This is a genomic window from uncultured Slackia sp. (genome assembly GCF_944321625.1).
Classification (GTDB): Bacteria; Actinomycetota; Coriobacteriia; order Coriobacteriales; family Eggerthellaceae; genus Slackia.
This window is the reverse complement of sequence record NZ_CALUMA010000014.1, coordinates 1-17,212: the sequence shown is the minus strand read 5'-3', so window position 1 is coordinate 17,212 and position 17,212 is coordinate 1. Positions and strand designations below refer to the sequence as shown.

The 17,212-nt window shown below is 57.9% G+C and carries 15 protein-coding genes; 4 read left to right on the top strand and 11 right to left on the bottom strand.

Going from position 1 to position 17,212, the window contains the following annotated elements; genetic code table 11:
• Both Q0J60_RS01235 and gatC read right to left on the bottom strand, forming a co-directional pair.
• Positions 1-882 (bottom strand): amidase (locus Q0J60_RS01235; protein ID WP_294438381.1); only part of this gene is annotated, 882 nt, incomplete at its 3' end.
• The gene (gene gatC, locus Q0J60_RS01230) at positions 883-1,191 is read right to left on the bottom strand and encodes an Asp-tRNA(Asn)/Glu-tRNA(Gln) amidotransferase subunit GatC (RefSeq protein ID WP_294438380.1); all 309 of its coding nucleotides are present in this window, start codon (positions 1,189-1,191) and stop codon (positions 883-885) included.
• 282 nt (positions 1,192-1,473) lie between these two features.
• On the opposite strand from gatC, the gene Q0J60_RS01225 reads away from it, so the two are divergent.
• From Q0J60_RS01225 to Q0J60_RS01215, 3 genes are all read left to right on the top strand, one after another.
• Entirely contained in the window at positions 1,474-1,974 is a 501-nt protein-coding gene (locus tag Q0J60_RS01225; protein WP_294438379.1) for an RNA polymerase sigma factor, read from the top strand.
• Positions 1,971-2,867 carry a hypothetical protein gene (locus tag Q0J60_RS01220; RefSeq protein ID WP_294438378.1) on the top strand — a complete coding sequence of 299 codons (897 nt, stop codon included), beginning with the start codon at positions 1,971-1,973 and terminating at the stop codon, positions 2,865-2,867. The genes Q0J60_RS01225 and Q0J60_RS01220 overlap by 4 nt, the downstream gene beginning before the upstream one ends.
• 71 nt (positions 2,868-2,938) lie before the next feature.
• Positions 2,939-4,672 carry a VWA domain-containing protein gene (locus tag Q0J60_RS01215; protein WP_294438377.1) on the top strand — a complete coding sequence of 578 codons (1,734 nt, stop codon included), beginning with the start codon at positions 2,939-2,941 and terminating at the stop codon, positions 4,670-4,672.
• A 123-nt stretch (positions 4,673-4,795) separates the two neighbouring features.
• Here the strand turns inward: Q0J60_RS01215 and nrfD are convergent, their stop codons facing one another.
• From nrfD to Q0J60_RS01195, 4 genes are all read right to left on the bottom strand, one after another.
• Positions 4,796-5,767, bottom strand: coding sequence for an NrfD/PsrC family molybdoenzyme membrane anchor subunit (gene nrfD / locus Q0J60_RS01210; RefSeq protein WP_294438376.1), 972 nt, complete (start codon positions 5,765-5,767; stop codon positions 4,796-4,798).
• Positions 5,768-5,839: 72 nt separating this feature from the next.
• Positions 5,840-6,484, bottom strand: coding sequence for a 4Fe-4S dicluster domain-containing protein (locus Q0J60_RS01205; protein WP_294438382.1), 645 nt, complete (start codon positions 6,482-6,484; stop codon positions 5,840-5,842).
• A 44-nt stretch (positions 6,485-6,528) separates the two neighbouring features.
• Positions 6,529-7,152, bottom strand: coding sequence for a hypothetical protein (locus Q0J60_RS01200; RefSeq protein ID WP_294438375.1), 624 nt, complete (start codon positions 7,150-7,152; stop codon positions 6,529-6,531).
• 36 nt (positions 7,153-7,188) lie between these two features.
• The gene (locus tag Q0J60_RS01195) at positions 7,189-8,751 is read right to left on the bottom strand and encodes an FAD-binding protein (protein WP_294438374.1); all 1,563 of its coding nucleotides are present in this window, start codon (positions 8,749-8,751) and stop codon (positions 7,189-7,191) included.
• A gap of 244 nt (positions 8,752-8,995) precedes the next feature.
• Here Q0J60_RS01195 and Q0J60_RS01190 point away from each other — a divergent pair, with 244 nt between their 5' ends.
• Positions 8,996-9,883: a MarR family winged helix-turn-helix transcriptional regulator gene (locus Q0J60_RS01190; protein ID WP_294438373.1), complete on the top strand. Its 888-nt coding sequence runs from the start codon at positions 8,996-8,998 to the stop codon at positions 9,881-9,883.
• Between the two features lie 88 nt (positions 9,884-9,971).
• Here the strand turns inward: Q0J60_RS01190 and Q0J60_RS01185 are convergent, their stop codons facing one another.
• From Q0J60_RS01185 to Q0J60_RS01165, 5 genes are all read right to left on the bottom strand, one after another.
• Positions 9,972-12,005, bottom strand: coding sequence for a RecQ family ATP-dependent DNA helicase (locus tag Q0J60_RS01185; protein ID WP_294438372.1), 2,034 nt, complete (start codon positions 12,003-12,005; stop codon positions 9,972-9,974).
• 385 nt (positions 12,006-12,390) lie between these two features.
• Positions 12,391-13,047 (bottom strand): helix-turn-helix domain-containing protein, encoded by a 657-nt coding sequence (locus tag Q0J60_RS01180; protein WP_294438371.1) that lies wholly within the window; start codon positions 13,045-13,047, stop codon positions 12,391-12,393.
• A complete protein-coding gene (locus tag Q0J60_RS01175; RefSeq protein WP_294438370.1) occupies positions 13,044-13,721 on the bottom strand; it encodes a DUF3990 domain-containing protein in 678 nt (225 codons plus the stop codon). Before Q0J60_RS01175 ends, Q0J60_RS01180 begins: the two co-directional genes overlap by 4 nt.
• 132 nt (positions 13,722-13,853) lie before the next feature.
• Positions 13,854-14,918, bottom strand: coding sequence for a redox-regulated ATPase YchF (gene ychF, locus Q0J60_RS01170; RefSeq protein ID WP_294438369.1), 1,065 nt, complete (start codon positions 14,916-14,918; stop codon positions 13,854-13,856).
• 187 nt (positions 14,919-15,105) lie between these two features.
• The coding region (locus Q0J60_RS01165; RefSeq protein ID WP_294438368.1) for a DUF3825 domain-containing protein at positions 15,106-17,212 on the bottom strand (2,107 nt) is incomplete at its 5' end.

Genomic DNA, 17,212 nt, shown 5'->3' with positions numbered 1-17,212 from the left:
CTCGAGCGCACGCGCGGCCTCGTTCACGCGAGCGCGCACCTCGGGCGTCAGGCCCTCGGCGTCCATGAATTCGCGCACCACGCCGATGCGCATGCCCTTGACACCCTGAGCGCCCTGGGCAGCAGCCTCAAGAAAATCGGTGGGCACGTCCTGCGACGTGCAATCACGCGGGTCATGCTTGCAGATGGCCTGGAGCGCATAGGCGGCATCTTCCACGCTGCGCGCGAACGGACCCACCTGGTCGAGCGAGCTGCCGAACGCCACCACGCCGTAGCGCGACACCATGCCGTACGTTGGCTTCACACCCACGATGCCGCAGAAGCTGGCAGGCTGACGGATGGAGCCGCCCGTGTCGCTGCCCAGCGTGACGCACGCCAGACCGGCGGCCACCGCCGCAGCGCTTCCGCCCGAGCTGCCGCCGGGCACACGCCCCAGGTCCCACGGGTTGTGCGTGGGGCCGAACGCGGAGGTCTCGGTGGAAGACCCGAACGCAAATTCGTCCATATTGAGTTTACCCAGCGGAATGCCGCCCGCCTGCAGAACGTTTTCCACGCACGTGGCCGTATAGGGTGACATATAGTTCTCGAGCATGCGCGAAGAGCACGTGGTGCGCGTGCCCTCCATGTTCAGGTTGTCCTTGAACGCCACGGGTACACCGGCGAGCGGGCCCATCTGGTCGAACGTGCCGTCAGCGATGGCGGCGTCGACGCGGTCGGCCGCCTGAAGCGCGGCATCTTGCGTGACTTCGAGATACGCATGCACCTGCGCATCGGCCGCAGCAACGCGGTCAAGCGCGGTACGCGCCACCTCGTGTGCAGAGAACTCCTTGGCAGCCAGGCCCTCGCGAATCTGACGCACGCCCATTTCCATGATGTTCGCCATTTAAGCATCGCCTCCGCCCAGAATCGCGGGAATGAGGAAGTTGCCGTCCTGCTGCTTGGGCGCGTTGGACAGCGCCTCCTCCTGCGTGAACGACTGCTGCTCCGCGTCTTCGCGCATCACGTTGGACAGGCTTCCGATGGGATGGAACGTGGGCTCCACGCCTTCGAGGTCGAACTCCTTGATGGGTTGCAGCGTATCGATGATGCTGTTCAGGTCCACGGTCATCTGGGCGAGCTCCTGCTCGTCCAAACCGACGCGCGCGTATGTGGCGATATCGCGCACGTCCTTTTCAGTTAGGTATTGAGTCATGAATGATCCTCCCGACAATAACCGCTCTATCATAGCAAAGCACGACGCTTAGACGCACCTATATCGGCGAACACTCATGCAAACACCCGCATGGATTAAACCATTTAAACAAACCGGATTTCCAGCCGCTTCCCCAGCCCCTTCGCAAGACGGCCGAGGGTTTTAATCGACCGAATCCCATTCCGGCTCCACCGTTTGGCGGATGAGTCTTTGGCGACACAGCAAATTCGCCGACAATTTCAGAGATTGAATCGTTTTAGGTGCGAAGGAGCACGACAAGCGTTGGCAGGGCAACAGGACATAACGGGCATTTTCCGCCGCCACGTAAAGACGGTGTATCGCCTTGCGTTCTCGTACCTGGGGTCGGCCGCCGATGCCGAAGACGCAACGCAAAGCGTGTTCATGAAACTCGTGGACGCGCCGCGCACCTTTGAGAGCGAGGAGCATGAAAAGGCCTGGCTCATCGTATGCACATCCAACCTGTGCAAAGACCTGCTGAAAAGCGCGGCGCGGAAGCGTCGAGACGATATGCCCGTGGATGTGGCGGACCGCCGAACGTATGACCCGTTCGAGTTCGACGACGTGACGCGTGCGGTGCTCGACCTGCCGGAAGCGCATAAGGATTGCGTGTATCTTCACTACTACGAAGGCTACAAAACCGACGAAATCGCACGCATGACGGGCACCCCGCCCTCGACGGTGCGCAACCGCCTACGCGATGCGCGGGCGATGCTGAAGAAGAAGCTTGACGGTACGACGCATGAGGAAGGGGGCACACGATGAGCACGAGAAATCAGCAATCGCGACGCCCTTCCCATGCCGACCCCTTTGACGAGCGCATCCATGCAGCCTACGACCGCATGACGCCCTCACCCGAGGCGGAAGACCGCATGCTTTCCGCGTTGCTTGAGGCTCAGAATCATCGAGCAGCAGCATCCGTCGCATCCCAGAAAACGAACGCGAGTCAGCCATACGCCGATACGCCCGCCGACCATTTCGATATAGCATCGAGCGACGCTATCCATTTCGACGGAACCGACATCGACTCGGTGAGCAGAACGGCACGCCGCCGCGATTCGAGCACACGCCGTTGGCGCATCGCCGCGATTTCCTTGGCGGCATGCTGCGCTTTGGTCGCCATCGGAGTGGCAGGGTACCTCGGTTCCTCCGATATGCTGAACTCGTCTTTAGGCGCGGCATCCGAAAGCAGCGCGTCGGCAAACCTCACATCCGCCCTGCCCGGTGAATCCGCTAGCAGCGAATCCGCCTCCGCAAGCGGCGCATCGACCGATGCGGATACGCCGGGGCAATCGGAAGATGCGACAGAATCGTCGGATACCGAGGCAAACGCAGAGGGCCAAACGCAAGAAAACGGCGAGTCGCTTTCGGTCGGCCCCACGCCTTCGCCCGACAAGGACGTGCGCTATCCGTATGTCACGCTTTCATCCGGCGAAACGCTGGAAATCGCCAAGGTCGATGGCGAACGCGTCGCCGCCTCATGGGAGAACATAGACACACCGCTCGAAGAAGCGACGGCATTCAACGACATCGGCGAAGAAACGCCCTGCTACGTGCATGAAAGCGCCGAAGGATCCCCCTATCCCTACGTGATCGCGTTCACGAATTCGGGAGAAATGTTCTTCGCGCAACCGACGGATGTCGCGCCCTCGGAATAATTTCGAATTCTCCCGACATTTTTCCTCCCTCGCTCGTATTCCCCATGAATGCCCGCAACAAGGGAGGAATCATGGCTTCCAATACGAACAGCCCGCACGGCACCCCCAACGCACCCGCTGCCAAAACACGAACAAAGCGTGTTGCCGCCATCGCAACCGTTGCAACAATGCTGTTGCTCGCCATCGGGTTCGCCGTCGTCCGTTGCATGAATATGCAAACCGTAAGCGGAGGGCTATGCGACGTGCTCAACGCGCCGAACGAAGGCGCACTCAATGCATCCTCCAGCGAAGCTTCCGTTGCTGGCAGCGCCGAGATCGACTTGGACGCCGCATACGCACCTGCACCTTTCAACACCGAGGAATACGCCTACCTCGATGAGCCGGGGTTCACCTCGACCGCCACGCAGCCGCTTTCAACGCTTTCAGCGGATGTGGACACGGCATCGTATTGCAATCTGCGTCGCATGGTGAGCGACGGAATGACCGCCGACACGATTCCCGCCGGAGCCATCCGCACCGAGGAAATGTTGAACTATTTCGATTACGACTACGCCGCGCCCACAGGCGGCAACCTTTTCGGCGTCACGGCGCATGCGGGCGTATGCCCCTGGAATCCGGAAACGCTGCTGCTCGTGATGGGCTTTTCCACCGAGGCGCGCGATGCGACCGACCCACAGGGCTCCAACCTGGTGTTTCTCATCGACACATCGGGCTCGATGGACAGCTACGACAAGCTCCCGCTGCTCCAGGAAGCGCTTGGCAAGCTGGTGGCGCAGCTCGACGAACGCGACCGCGTATCAATCGTCACGTATTCGGGCGACGAGAGCATCGTGCTGGAAGGTGCGTCAGGCGCCGATCAACATGCCATCATGCATACCGTATACGGCCTGGTTGCCTATGGCTCCACCAATGGCGAGGCGGGGCTAGCAACCGCCTACGAAGTGGCGGAACGCAATTTCATCGAAGACGGCGTGAACCGCATCGTCATGGCGTCAGACGGCGACCTGAACGTGGGTATAACTTCGGAAAGCGATCTGCATGACTTCGTGGAGCAGAAACGCGAAAGCGGCGTATACCTTTCCGTGCTGGGATTCGGCAGCGGCAACTACAAAGACACCAAGATGGAGGTTCTGGCTGATCACGGCAACGGCACGTACCACTATATCGACTGCCTAGAAGAGGCAGAGCGCGTGTTCGGCGAAGACCTACGTTCGAATTTCGTGCCGCTGGCCGACGACGTGAAAGTGCAGGTGGAATTCAACCCGGCATGTGTGAAGGGCTACCGGCTCATCGGCTATGAGAACCGCACGCTTGCCGCCGAGGAGTTCGAAGACGATACGGCAGATGCGGGCGAAGTGGGCGCCGGCCATCAGTTCACGGTTGCCTACGAAATCGTGCCGGTTGGCTCGTCGTTTGAATTACATGAACCCGACCTGAAATATGAACACAGCGATGAGAGCACAAGTGGCGAGGCCACCCAATCGGGCGAGTGGCTCACATGCTCGGTGCGCTATAAGCCCGCAGGCCAGGATACGTCGCAGGAAGAGCAGACGATCGTCGATGCCTCCGCCTTCTCGAACGACCCTGGCCATGACTGGCGCTTCGCGGCTTCCGTCATCGAATGCAGCATGCTCCTGCGCGATTCCGACTACGCAGGCTCCTCCACATTCGATAGCGCGCTAGAACTCGCACAAGCATCTGCCACCGGAACGTTCGTCGAAGAGCGCCAAGGATTCATTGACCTCATGAGCAGTTTCAAAAGCCATGTAGCAAAAGCGCCCTACTCAAACTATCTTTCCGAATGATGCCAACGTTGACAACGTGCGCTACTCTCCTCGCTCAAAACCAATAACACGCACATGGCAAACGAGCCCGCAGGCAAAAACCTGCGGGCTCGTCATTCGGAACACCTCAATCAGACTATCAACCTACCCCATCAGCTGAACAATCGTATCGATAACGGGGTCGGCGTGGAGACCCGCCAGCATGATAATGAACCTCAAGGCGCATCCTCCGATAAGCGCACCCATAGCGCCTGCAAGACCCACAATGTGGGGCTTCTCGCCCGACGCACGCAGCGTTACGAAAGATGCCACGAGCGGCACGGCAAGACCAAGCGCAACAACCAGAATCCAGAACCACGGTGCAAGCTCGCCCTGGAAAATCAGAGCAGCTGACTGGGCGGCGACGGCGGCAGTATGCGATTCCCCGGCGGGCGCCATCGCCATCGAAATCAAAAGCGCCGCAAGCACTACAAGTTCAACCACAACTAAAGCAACTACGCCACGATTGAGCAGAAGAACCGTCGCTTCTCCCATGCCTTCCTTCTTACGATTCACGAAGGTAATAACCTCGACCAGCGCGATGCCCGTGTCAAGCGCCGAAACCGTGAACAAGCAGGGCAAGAGAATCGTGTTCCACAACGGGACTCCCGGGGCGGACATCAGGAGGATGCCCGTGTATGCCGCCACGCAGAAAGCCAGAACGCAGCCCACGATGCCCAACACGCGCGCCATTGCTGGCACAGCCTCACCAAAAGAGGAATTCCCTTTGGACACGAACGCGACAGCGCGATCCCACAGGCAGAGCGCCTCCAGCACGAACACAATCACCGCAGCGAACACTACCCATGCGCCAATGGTCATCCACGAACTGAAATTAGAAAAGCTTTGCCACATCATGAGGCCGCGCGCTGGCGTGATAAGCTCGCTTAGAAGCAGGAGCAAACCAACCACCAAGCAAACGGCAGCGGCGCACACCGACGCGAAAACCGTCGAGCTTTTCTTTTGCCCATTCTTAAAGTACGCCACCATAGCGGCAATAAAGGCTCCGGCTCCCACGCCTCCCAAGAACAGGTACAGCGCAGGTTGCCAACCCCAAACGTTTTGCAATCCTTCCATCCTCACTCCTTAGCACGGATTACTCTTCACTCGGAAACGTGCGGCTTCCACGTTTCTAATCCATCTGCTGGCTTATGCCAGATAGAAGGACGGTTTGGTCGAGGTTTCAATGACCTTTGCCTCAGGGCACTGCGCCAGCAATTCCTCGACCGTGCCAAAATGAAGCGCTCCGAATTTGCATGCCTCGGCACAACGAGGCATATTTCCTGGCCGAGTTCCTCCGAGCGTGCAGCAGTCGCATTTGTCCATCGCGACGCTGTTGTACTGGGGGACGCCAAACGGACATGCCTGGTAGCAGTACTTGCATCCGATGCATCGATCCTTATCGACGATCACCACTCCGTCTTCGGCCTTGCTGATAGCGCCAGCAGGGCATACCGCCATGCATGAAGGCTCCTCGCAATGCATGCACGACATCGATACATAGAGCGCTTCCCCGTCTTTTTCATACTTGGCTATCTTCCGTCGCGCAGGACGGTCTTTCGACGTCTTGTTGAATTTCCTGCAAGCTTCGACGCAAGCCTGGCAATTCAAACAGTTTTCAGGTTTCACCAAAAATCCCACACGCCCAGAGAAGGGAGCGTTTTTCTTCACGCCTGTTTCTTCCGTCTCCTCTTCCGCATGAGCGGAACCTGTTACGAAAATGCATGCCGAACCCGCGGTGAGAGATGCGGCTGCGATTATTTTCAGTGCGCTGCGCCTATCAATAGCAGGCATCGAGTTGCTCATCTTGTGCACTCCTTTCCGTTAATCCCTCACCGTTAATGGCAAGTGCCGCATTCGTACACGTTCGCATGATGGCAGCTCAGACACGTGTCCTGACCCGCATCCAGCGCCGTGGTCTCTTGGTGCGTCACGTGGCAATCGGAGCACATGATGTCTTTATGAGACTGCCCGACCCCTTGAATCTCGTGAGGATTCACCGCCGTGCCGTTGGCATCGACCAAGTAAGCATCTTCGGGGGTGTTCGCCAGCACCTCTTCATAGGTATGGCAACCCGATGTCAGACAGGACTGCTCACCCACCTCGGTTCGCTTCAGACCGTCTGCTTCTTTACTGTCGGCGCTCAGCTTGCGATGCGCGCCTTCGAGAGCGGAATCGAGCAGATGACAGTCGAGGCAAGCAACTTCCGCATGCTCGGGATTTCCGGCAAGGCAGAGCTCATCCTGAGACGATGCCACCTCGAGCGCGTGGCACGCCTCACATTCCGAATCTTCCTGGAGCCTGAATTTCACCTCGTCCTTGGGAGTCGCCTGCGTCGCCGTCACGCCGTTGAACATGGCGGTCGTACTTGCGGAGGCAATCGTCTGATGGGCGCATCCGACAAGACAGGCAAGCAGAGCAACCCCCGCTATAACCGCGAGGAAGCATTTTTTCTTGTTCATATAATCGCCGTCCTTATCTAGTCCAGGCAAAACGAATTACGCAAGGTCACTGTCCCACGGCTCGAGTTCGGTGATGCCCTCTACCGCCACCGCGGCCTGGCCCCAGCATCCGTTCACGCCGATTGGCTGCAGGTAGGTGACAACCTGACCGATGTTGCCAGCGCTGTACAAGCGCGGAATGGGTTCGTCGCGCCATGAGAGGGTGCGGCCGAACTCGTCGGTAGTCAAACCTCCAATGCTGTAGATGACAGACAAGGAGAGCTCGATGGCATAGTAAGGGCCGTCGCCCAGAGGCTGCATCTTGTCGGCACTGCGCCCGAAGTCATCGTGACCTGCCGCGCAGTCAGCATTGTATTTCTCAACCGTTGCCTCAAGTTTTGCCGGGTCAACCCCAATAGCCCCAGCGATATCGGCCAAGGTGTCGCCCTTGATGATCCAACCACGATCAAGTTCAGCCTGGTTGTCCTGGCTCCACAGATAACCGCCCGCCTCTTCGGGCATGAGGTTTGCCCAGCTGCAACCCGCATGGACGTTGCCCAGCGTGCATGAGTCGAACGTCGCCTGATCCACAATCTCGAACATCTTGTTGTTGACGAAGCCTGCGTTGTCGGATCGGCAGGTGCTCATATCGCCCACGAAATCGAAAAGGGAGAGCGATCCCTTGTTATGCGTGAACGAGGTGTACTCATCGATAAAGCGATTTCCGTCCTGGTTCACAATCACCACGCTGTTGTTGTCAGGCGGAACACAGAAGATTCCTGTGCCCATTTCCTTGCTCGCAGCCTTGGAAACCAGGTACATAATCTCATAGCCCTTCGACAGCTTGGAGAGCTTCGCGCCCAGCTCGCCGGCCATGATTAGACCGTCACCCGTCAAATAGGGAGCACCGACAGAGAAGTATTCCATGCCCATCAAATGCATGTTCGCCATAAGCTCCTCATTCATGGCGTAGGAGCCCGTTGCAAGAATCACAGCATATTTTGCCTTCACGTTGATGCGCGCATCCTCAGGACCCGCAACCACGCCGATAACTTCTTTACCGTCTTTCGTTATCAGCGAATAGCCGGGGGTCTCAAAGAGAATCTCGGCATCGCAGTCTTTGGCGGCCTGGAGAAGACCCTCGTAGATTGCGGGACCCGTGCCATCTATCACGTTGTACTCGACACCATCCAGCCATTCCATGTACTTGTTCTCAACAAGCCAATCAATCGCTTCGGTTCCATATTCATCGATGTCGTAGACCAGGTCCTCGTTGGCCTCCCCGAACGACCCCGTGCTCAACAAAACATCTGGATCGGTTGCGGCGAGAAGCAGATACCCGCCGCAGCAGCGAACGTCGCCGCCCGCTGTAGCCTCGGGCTCCTTCTCCAACACAATGGTTGAAAAGGCGTTGTCATATGCCTTGACCGCAGCCCAAAGTCCTGCTGCACCTCCGCCCACAATGACGATATCCGCCTCTTTGTCCCATTTGATTCCTGTCGTGTCCTTATTGCCGCCCGTACTTCCGGAGCAGGCGGACAGAGCGGTGCCCGCCACAATGCCTGCACCTGCAACCAGGGCTCCCCCAACAAAGTTTCTGCGGCTCAGATGGCTATCCATACGTTCCTCCTTGGCTATCTGTTTTCAGATTGCTCTTCCATCCATAGGATGCACACATAAGTTTCAAGCATGGCAAGCCGACGTTCCAGAGAGGGTTCGCTTCCTTGGATTATCGCTTCAAGAACGTTTTGTTCGATTAACGTTATATTTGTCGAATAATTCTCAAAACACACTCCCGAAAAGGCCTTTTGCTTTTTTGCTATCATGGCTGAAGGGGGTATAGTGCATAACACGAGGAGTAAACGTGGCACCATTGTCGGATTTGATTACTGGAACCGTGCTTTACAACAAACTTTGCGAGGACGTTCTATCTGGAAAAGCAGATCGCACATTCACCGAATACCGCATCCTCTTTTTTCTTGCAAACGTAGAGGGAGGTCGGGCGAGAATTCACGCGCTGGCGGAATCCCTCATCTTGAATACCAGCACCGTAAGCGACGCAGTAAAAGCCCTTGAATCCGCTGGATTCATTGAAAAAGATAGAGAAGAAAACGACCTGAAAGCCATTTGGGCCATTATCACCAAAGCAGGAAGAGAAGAATTCGTAAGGTGCAGCGATGCTCTTCTCGAAGGAACAAACGAATACTGGAACAGCGTAGGTGCTGCGATACGGGAGAAATATTTCACATACGGCGTCATGCTTACGCATACCTGGAAGCACCCTTTGCAAGCTGCCCATCAGCTACCTAAGCCTGTTTTCTACTCGTTTATCTCCAAATGGCATCTTTCAAGCTATGTCAGTTGGTTCAAAAGCACCTACAATCTCAGCCTGATCGATGTGCGCATCCTTATGCTTTTACTGGAACGAGAAGAAGCGATTACCTGCGGCGATATCGCTTATCTATTGCGGGTGTCCAATAGTGCCGTCTCGAGCTCGCTGCGTCGATTGAGCAGAATAAAAAAGTACATAGCGAGAGACTCCGCCACTTCGAATCGCGAGACCAAGAACAGGCTCACCGATGAAGGGGCAGAGCGCATCCGCGAAATTCGTAATCGATTCATTCTTTTCAACATGGAGCAATTTGGCATGTCCTCAGAGGAGTTTGAGAACATGCTCCTTGCCACCTTTACGCACGAGCGAAAGAACTACATGCAAAAAATCTTCGGTTCGGATTTCACCAAGAATCACTAACGACCGTTTGCGCCGCAGAAGGGACGAACGAGTTGCAATCGCAATTCGATTTGAAGATATACCGCCATTGCGCGCAACTGCTGCCCCTTCATACCTCCTGCTCGAAGGCCGCTATCTCTTCCATGAACGTCTCGCCGTAGCGAGCAAGTTTGGTTTCACCCACGCCGTTCACCTGGAGGAACTCGAGGCGATCCTTGGGGCGACGCACACACATGTCGCGCAGCGTCTTGTCAGAGAACACCACGTACGGCGGAATGCCGTTAGCATCAGCGATGCGCTTGCGCAAGGCGCGCAGGCGTTCGAATAGCGCGTCGTCACCCGCCGAGAACCCTGCGGAGCCGAACGCATGACCGCCCTCGCCCGCCAACGCGCGGGGCTCAGGCTTCTTCGTTTTCATACGCTTCATGGTAAACGTAAAGCCTTCCGCATCCGTCTCGGCGCAACGCGGGCCTAGGCCCACTACCGGATACGTGCCATCGGACACTTGCAACAGCCCTTCCGCCGCAAGCAGCTCAATAACCTCTTTGACCTGCGAATTCGAATCCTGCACAGTCGCATAGGAATCAAGATGGTCAAGACCTAACTCAAGCAGACGCGCAGCTTTTGACCCGCGTACGATATCGGCGATCATGGTTTTGCCGAACGAACCGTTCACCTCGCGCACGCATTGCACGCAGCGCTGCGCCGTTACGGTCACATCGACCGAATCGAACTCGCCCAAGCAGTTGGAGCAGTTGCCACAACCCGTTGGGGAGGGCGAGGGGGAGGCTCCATGCTCAAACAGTCCTGACTCGCACGAACGCCCCACTGGGGCGTTCGGCTCGTGCGGAACTGCGCGTGGAACCTCCCCCTCGCCCTCCCCAGCACGCAGAACGTCGCTTTCATCTCCAAAGTACTTCAAGATATAGCGCCGCAAACACCCGGTGGTATGGCAGTACCCCACCATAGCCTCCAGCATGCGCCGCTGACCTGCGCGCACCCGCTCGGCCTCTTCGTCGGTCAACTCCGCGTTGCCCGCGCCCTCTTCGATGAAATAGCGGCACGTACTCACATCGCCATCGCTCCACAGCAGCAGGCATTCGCTCGGCTCGCCGTCGCGCCCGGCACGGCCCGCCTCCTGATAGTACGCCTCGATGCTCTTGGGCATGTTGTAGTGAATCACGTAGCGCACGTTGGATTTGTCGATGCCCATGCCGAACGCATTGGTCGCCACCATGACCAGGGCGTCGTCGTCGATGAATCGCTGCTGGCTCACGCGACGGTCTTCCGAGGCCATGCCCGCATGGTAGCGCGCCACCGAAATGCCCTGCCCGGCAAGCCATGCCGTCAGCTCCTCGACCGCCTTGCGCGTGGAACAGTAGATGATGCCGCTATCGCCCGGATGCTCGGCAATATAGCCCGCGATGCGCGAACGCTTCTGCTTGGAGCTCAACTTTTCCACGCAGAATCGCAGGTTGGGACGGTCGTACCCCGTGATGACCGTTTCAGGAGCGTACAGCCCCAAAAGCCCCGTGATGTCGTCGCGCACGTTATCGGTGGCCGTGGCCGTGAGCGCGATGACCGGCGGGCGCTTGGGCAGCGCCTCGATGAACTCGCGTATCATCAGGTACGACGGGCGAAAATCCTGGCCCCACTGCGACACGCAATGCGCCTCATCCACGGCAATCAGCGGGATATCGATGCGCGCGGCGAATTCTCGGAACAGCGGGTCGGATAGACGCTCCGGCGCCACGTACATGATTTTATACGTCCCCTCTTCGGCACGATGCATCACCGTGCGCTGCTGCCCCGGCGTAAGCGTGGAGTTGAGGTACGCGCCGCGCACGCCCGCGTCGATGAGCGCTCGCACCTGGTCGCCCATGAGCGATACGAGCGGCGATATGACCAGCGCCAACCCCGGCAGCACGATGCCGGGAATCTGATAGCACAGCGATTTGCCAGCACCCGTCGGCATGATGCCCAACGCATCTCGCCCCTTGAGCACCGCTTGGATGAGCGTCGCCTGACCGAGACGAAATGTTTCATAGCCATAAAACTTACGCAGGGCCCTGAGGGCATCATCCATGGTCGCCTCCGCATGCACGCTCACATCCGAAGCGCTTAAACAGGCTGAAAGCTCCATGCTCGCCCTTTCCTTCTCAATCCCAATCAACCCTTGTACCCGTTCGCTCAAACAGCGATTGCATGCCCATGGGAGTTCGAGGAATTTCCGATTACCCTCAATGCACCAGCAATCGCCGATATAATGCAGACGTACCAGCAAAGCCCGTTCCTCCGTCGGTCAAACTTTGGAATCACGGGCGGCGCAGGTATTTACGAAACGGGTCGGTTATTACCGACCTTTTTTGCTGGCGCGCAAAAATTCTAGCAAAGCACGAGACGCGACAATACTTCACCGCTTTCAACATTGCGACACGAAACGACCGAAATCCTCGCACGCTCCTCCGAATTTCGCATACGACACCCCGCCGCTCCAAATAGGTTAGCCAGCCGCAAGCGCCTCCAAACTAGAGTTCCATCAAGTCCTCCATCGAGCAGTGCAGAACGCGAGAAAGACGCAGCAATGTGGAAGCCTGGGCCTTATTGATGTCTTTCTGGCGTTGCTCATACATTTGAATGGAGCGAAGCCCCACCCCACTCATCTTCGCAAGCTGTGACTGCGAGTATCCCCATGCTTCGCGAAGACGACCCAAATTTGTGCGCGCCGCCCGCTTTGCAACCATCTCCTCAAGCACGACGATGAATTTTCGTTCATCGGCCTCATGAAGCGGATGATAGAGGGAAACAAGGGACTCATACGGAACCGCTTTGAAAATGCTTCTGTATCGCCTCCCTGTTGCGAACTGATACCACACAAGGCTCCATCCCACCCACCATTCGGGCGTGCGACCAAGCCGCACTATCTCGCTCTTCAAAAGTCCCTCAGCAGCGCCGGGCGCCATCATGCAAAGCAATTCGACACCCGATTTCCCTGCTACGTACACTGGATTACGTCTTTCGAATTGGGAAGCAATCCCAGAAACCACGAAAGCGTCGGCCACATCCTGTCCGGCCAACCCCATTACGTTGACGCCCACATCGAACACCGACGCGAGGGCCTGCGCCGCATCGTCGCGATACAGAGGCTCATCGGGTAGTTCAATGAAATCATATTCGACCCTCATCGAACCTCACCTCGCAGGAGATCAATCATGAACACATCGTCAGAGCGCACATCCCCCGAATCGACCATCTCTCGATAATCCTCACGCGCTTTCTTATCGCGCAAAGCACGACGCGAATACCAAATCGAACCGTCAACCGGAAATGCCTCGATAAACGAGACCGCTTCGAACGCTTTGGGGCTTTTCAGCATAACCTGTCTGCCCAGCTTACCGAAACGAAGCGCCTCTTCAAGCTGTCTTAGCGAAATCCTGTTGTCCAAGAACGCGCGGGCGAACGAGAAGTATGAATCATCCGCTCGATAACCCATAACAATATCGGCAGCACTTAGGTCGACGGCGTATCGCTCCCTCATGAAACCTTTCGCCCGCCTCATAACCGGCGTGGACACGTCAAACTTTCGATTTTCAAGTAGAACCGCAAGCCAATTGAGGGAACCGAATTCCTCAGAATCCAAATCGATGAGGGATAGCCCACCCATATCAAGAAGGTACTTATTCACAAATCCATCAGACAGGTCAGGACATGCCCATTCACGTGCAAGATTCACATGCTCAGTGCAGTAAAACCCCAGGCCATAGTCATTGTAGGGACTGCCTATTCCATACTGCGGACGAGGTACGCGAACCCGCGATCCGTGGTAAAGCGTGATGACTAAGCCCTTAGAATTGCCCATCGTGCCCTCCTCTCTTTTTGAGAGAGTATATCACTGTGATGATATAAGCAAGAGATAGCGTAAAAAGCATTCGCAACGCGAGCGCCCTGCCTCATGGAGCAATTCCGCCGTTCGGAAGAACGGCGTAACTCACTACACGTTGAACTTGAAATGCATGACGTCGCCGTCTTGGACGACGTACTCCTTGCCTTCCTGGCGGAGCTTGCCGGCATCGCGGCAACCCTTCTCGCCGCCGAGCGCCACGTAGTCCTCGAAGCTGGCGGTCTCGGCCTTGATGAAGCCGCGCTCGAAGTCGGAATGGATCACGCCGGCGGCCTGCGGAGCCTTGGCGCCGATGGGAATGGTCCAGGCGCGCGTCTCAGTCTCGCCACTCGTGAAGTAGCTCTGCAGCCCCAGCAGCTTGTACGCCTCGCGAATCAAACGCTCCAGGCCGCTTTCGGAAAGCCCCAGCTCCTCCATGAACATCTGGGCCTCCTCCGGGTCGAGCTCGGAGAGGTCGGCCTCGGTCTTAGCGCAGATGGGTACAGGAATCTGCCCGTCGATCTCGGGCAGCTCGGCATTCAGCTTATCCTCATCTACGTTAGCGATGTAGAGCATGGGCTTCATCGTGAGCAGGCACAGGTCCTTGATGGCGGCCTTCTCGTCATCGGAAAGCCCCAGCGTGAGCGCGCGATGGCCCTCGTTCAGACCGGCCAGCACCTTCTTGGCAGTCTCGAACTTGAACACGGCGTTCTTATCGCGCTTGGATTCCTTCTCCAAACGCGGCAGCGCCTTGTCCAGCGTGCCGATGTCGGCCAGAATCAGCTCGGTCTTGATGGTATCCACGTCGGACTGCGGGTCGACCTTCTTGGACACGTGCTCCACGTTGGGGTCGCTGAAGAAACGCACGACCTCGCAGATGGCATCGGTCTCGCGGATGTTGGCCAGGAACTTGTTGCCCAGGCCCTCGCCCTGGCTGGCGCCCGCCACCAGGCCTGCGATATCCACGAACTCGACCGTCGCCGGCACGATCTTGGCGGGGTGGTCAATCTTCGCCAGCTCCTGCAGACGCGAATCGGGAACGGGCACCAGACCCACATTGGGCTCGATGGTGGCGAACGGATAGTTGGCGGCGAACCCGCTCTTCTTGGTGAGCGCGGTGAACAGCGACGACTTGCCCACGTTGGGCAGGCCCACGATACCGATGGAAAGCGACATTGCTATCTCCTCATGACCGACATGCTGATGAATCGTTTCAGGCAAACACACGTATGATACCAGACGCGCGCCGCTGCCGCAGAGCCACACGAGCGAAAACCGAAGGCGACGATGCGCAATCAAAAAGAAAAGGCCCGCACAGAAAACCGTGCGGGCGAATAATCCAAGGGGCTTGGCAGGCTGGATGCTACTCGTCGTCTTCTTCATCGTCCTCGTTGGCGCGGCTCGATGTGGTGAGCCAGTCGCTGTCAGGGCGGCAAATCAGGCGGGCGTTGGTATACGCCTGGCGCATGGTAAGAATGGTCTGGCCCTGGTAGTTGCCCGACGGCATAAGCTGAACCACCAGCGCAGCGTCGGCAATGTCGTCGTCCATCAGGCAAATGGGCAGCAGCAGGCTCATGGTATTGCCGCGCGGGTAATACGACGGAATGGCCGTCTTGAAGTTCCAGCGCACGCGCTTCTTCGCCGTATCGACTGCTTCGTTCAAGCGTGCACGCACGCGCCTGAACAGGCGGTCGTCATCTTCCAGGATGTCACCGAGCTCCTTGTAGAGGCGTCGCTTGCCCGCCACATCCGCCGTACGGATTTCGGCGATGACGTCCATGGCGTCGGCGTCGCCGCGCAGCTCTTCGGCAAGGAAGTCTAGCGGCAGGCGACTCATGTTGTCAATCAGCACATGGTCGTCGTCGATGATGAGCTCTTTGTCCAGGTCGTACAGCAGGTCTTCCTTGCGTGCGAAATACTCGGCAGGCTCAGGCAGCGGGTTGAACAGCTCCACCAGACGCTTGCCCAAACCACGCCTGCCCGACGTGGTGAATCCCGCGAACTTCCACTCCCATTCGTCGATCCACGCGGTGGAATTGCGCTCGAAGCACGCATAGATGTCATCATAGCGCCTGTTCACCAGGCCCGTATTGAAAGCCGCAAAGCTGCGGTCATCGGCGATGCAAATCTTTCCTTCAGACTCCAGGCGGAAGAACGTAGTACAGATATAGCTCTTCAGAATAGTGAAACGATGCTTGGGCGGGGCGCTCACCACCTGCAACCCGGCAGAGCGCAGGCTGTCGAGCGCCTCCTGCTCGGGACTCACCTCGCAGCCCGACGCGTCGATGCGCACGCCCTCCCCGTCGCCGTCCTGGAAATCCCAAAGCTCGGGCAGGGCGATTTCGGCGAGCTCGCCCAAGAAATCGTCCCACGTTCCCAGCCAGGCAAACTTCTCCTGATGCTTGCTGGGATGGTTGCCGGCGAAGGTATTGCGCTTGGCATAGGTGTCGATATAGCACAGGTACCAAGGCTTGTTCTCGACGTTGCCCTTGGTGGCAAGGGTGATGGACGCCTCGATGGGCGAGACGCCGTCGGCGCAGAACGCGTCCAGGGGGAACACCACTTTGCCCTCATAGAAACGCAGGGCGCCTTCCTGGCGCGCCGCAAGCCAGCTGTCCTCCAGCAGGTAATCCACGTCAGCGTTCGGCGCGTTGTCCTGGATGATCGCACGCGAGGAATACGTGGTGAAAACGAAATCTGAATAGCGGTCACGCATCTGCGCCTGGGTCTCGGGCGGCAAGGGCTGGCTTCGATATTCCTCAGTAGATGCCATGGTGCGCGCCACGGCGAGCGCCTCCTCGCTAGGCGCGTCAATCTGCACGCGCGGGCGCGGCACGTACGGCATCTTGGTGTCGATATAACACAGGTACCAATGCTTGCGTTCGGGGTTTTCTCGCCAGGTGCGCTGAATAGAAGCCTCGATGGGCGTCTTGCCGTCGGCGCGCATCGCCGCGATAGGAAACGTCACCTTGTCCTCGAACGCGCGGAAGGCGCCCGCCGCAAAAGCCGCATCCCAGCTTTCCTCGAGCAGCGCGTTGATATCGGTCGCAGGCGGCACATTTGCCCGCAGGATGTCGGCCGAGGCATAGGGCACAAACACGAAGCCCTTGAAGCTAGGCTCGAGCTCGGCGCACGTGGCCTCGTCGATGGGAGCCGTACGGTATTTGCCAGATGCGGCCATTGCGCGAGCAATCGATTGCGGCGTTGCTGCTTCCTCGACAGCAGACACTTGAGCGGCAGGCGTTTCGGTAACAGGCACCGTAGAAACAGAGCCAATCGGCTGGGTCGGCGCGACAGAAGCGAAATGGGACGCCGCCGCAGAAGCGCTCGATGATGCCGAAGGTTGCGCTTCCACGAAGTTGCCATGCGAACCGCCCGATGCCGCATTGGCCATTGTGCCGTCGGTGATCATGCCAACCGTTGCCGATTTCGCCCCAGACGGGCCAGTCGGCTGATCGGCGGTCGCCCGA

Excerpts from the sequence above, each read along its gene's own strand:
- gatC (WP_294438380.1), bottom strand. The coding sequence starts at position 1,191 with ATGACTCAATACCTAACTGAAAAGGACGTGCGCGATATCGCCACATAC.
- Q0J60_RS01220 (WP_294438378.1), top strand. The coding sequence starts at position 1,971 with ATGAGCACGAGAAATCAGCAATCGCGACGCCCTTCCCATGCCGACCCC.
- Q0J60_RS01215 (WP_294438377.1), top strand. The coding sequence starts at position 2,939 with ATGGCTTCCAATACGAACAGCCCGCACGGCACCCCCAACGCACCCGCT.
- nrfD (WP_294438376.1), bottom strand. The coding sequence starts at position 5,767 with ATGGAAGGATTGCAAAACGTTTGGGGTTGGCAACCTGCGCTGTACCTG.
- Q0J60_RS01205 (WP_294438382.1), bottom strand. The coding sequence starts at position 6,484 with ATGCCTGCTATTGATAGGCGCAGCGCACTGAAAATAATCGCAGCCGCA.
- Q0J60_RS01200 (WP_294438375.1), bottom strand. The coding sequence starts at position 7,152 with ATGAACAAGAAAAAATGCTTCCTCGCGGTTATAGCGGGGGTTGCTCTG.
- Q0J60_RS01195 (WP_294438374.1), bottom strand. The coding sequence starts at position 8,751 with ATGGATAGCCATCTGAGCCGCAGAAACTTTGTTGGGGGAGCCCTGGTT.
- Q0J60_RS01185 (WP_294438372.1), bottom strand. The coding sequence starts at position 12,005 with ATGGAGCTTTCAGCCTGTTTAAGCGCTTCGGATGTGAGCGTGCATGCG.
- Q0J60_RS01180 (WP_294438371.1), bottom strand. The coding sequence starts at position 13,047 with ATGAGGGTCGAATATGATTTCATTGAACTACCCGATGAGCCTCTGTAT.
- Q0J60_RS01175 (WP_294438370.1), bottom strand. The coding sequence starts at position 13,721 with ATGGGCAATTCTAAGGGCTTAGTCATCACGCTTTACCACGGATCGCGG.
- ychF (WP_294438369.1), bottom strand. The coding sequence starts at position 14,918 with ATGTCGCTTTCCATCGGTATCGTGGGCCTGCCCAACGTGGGCAAGTCG.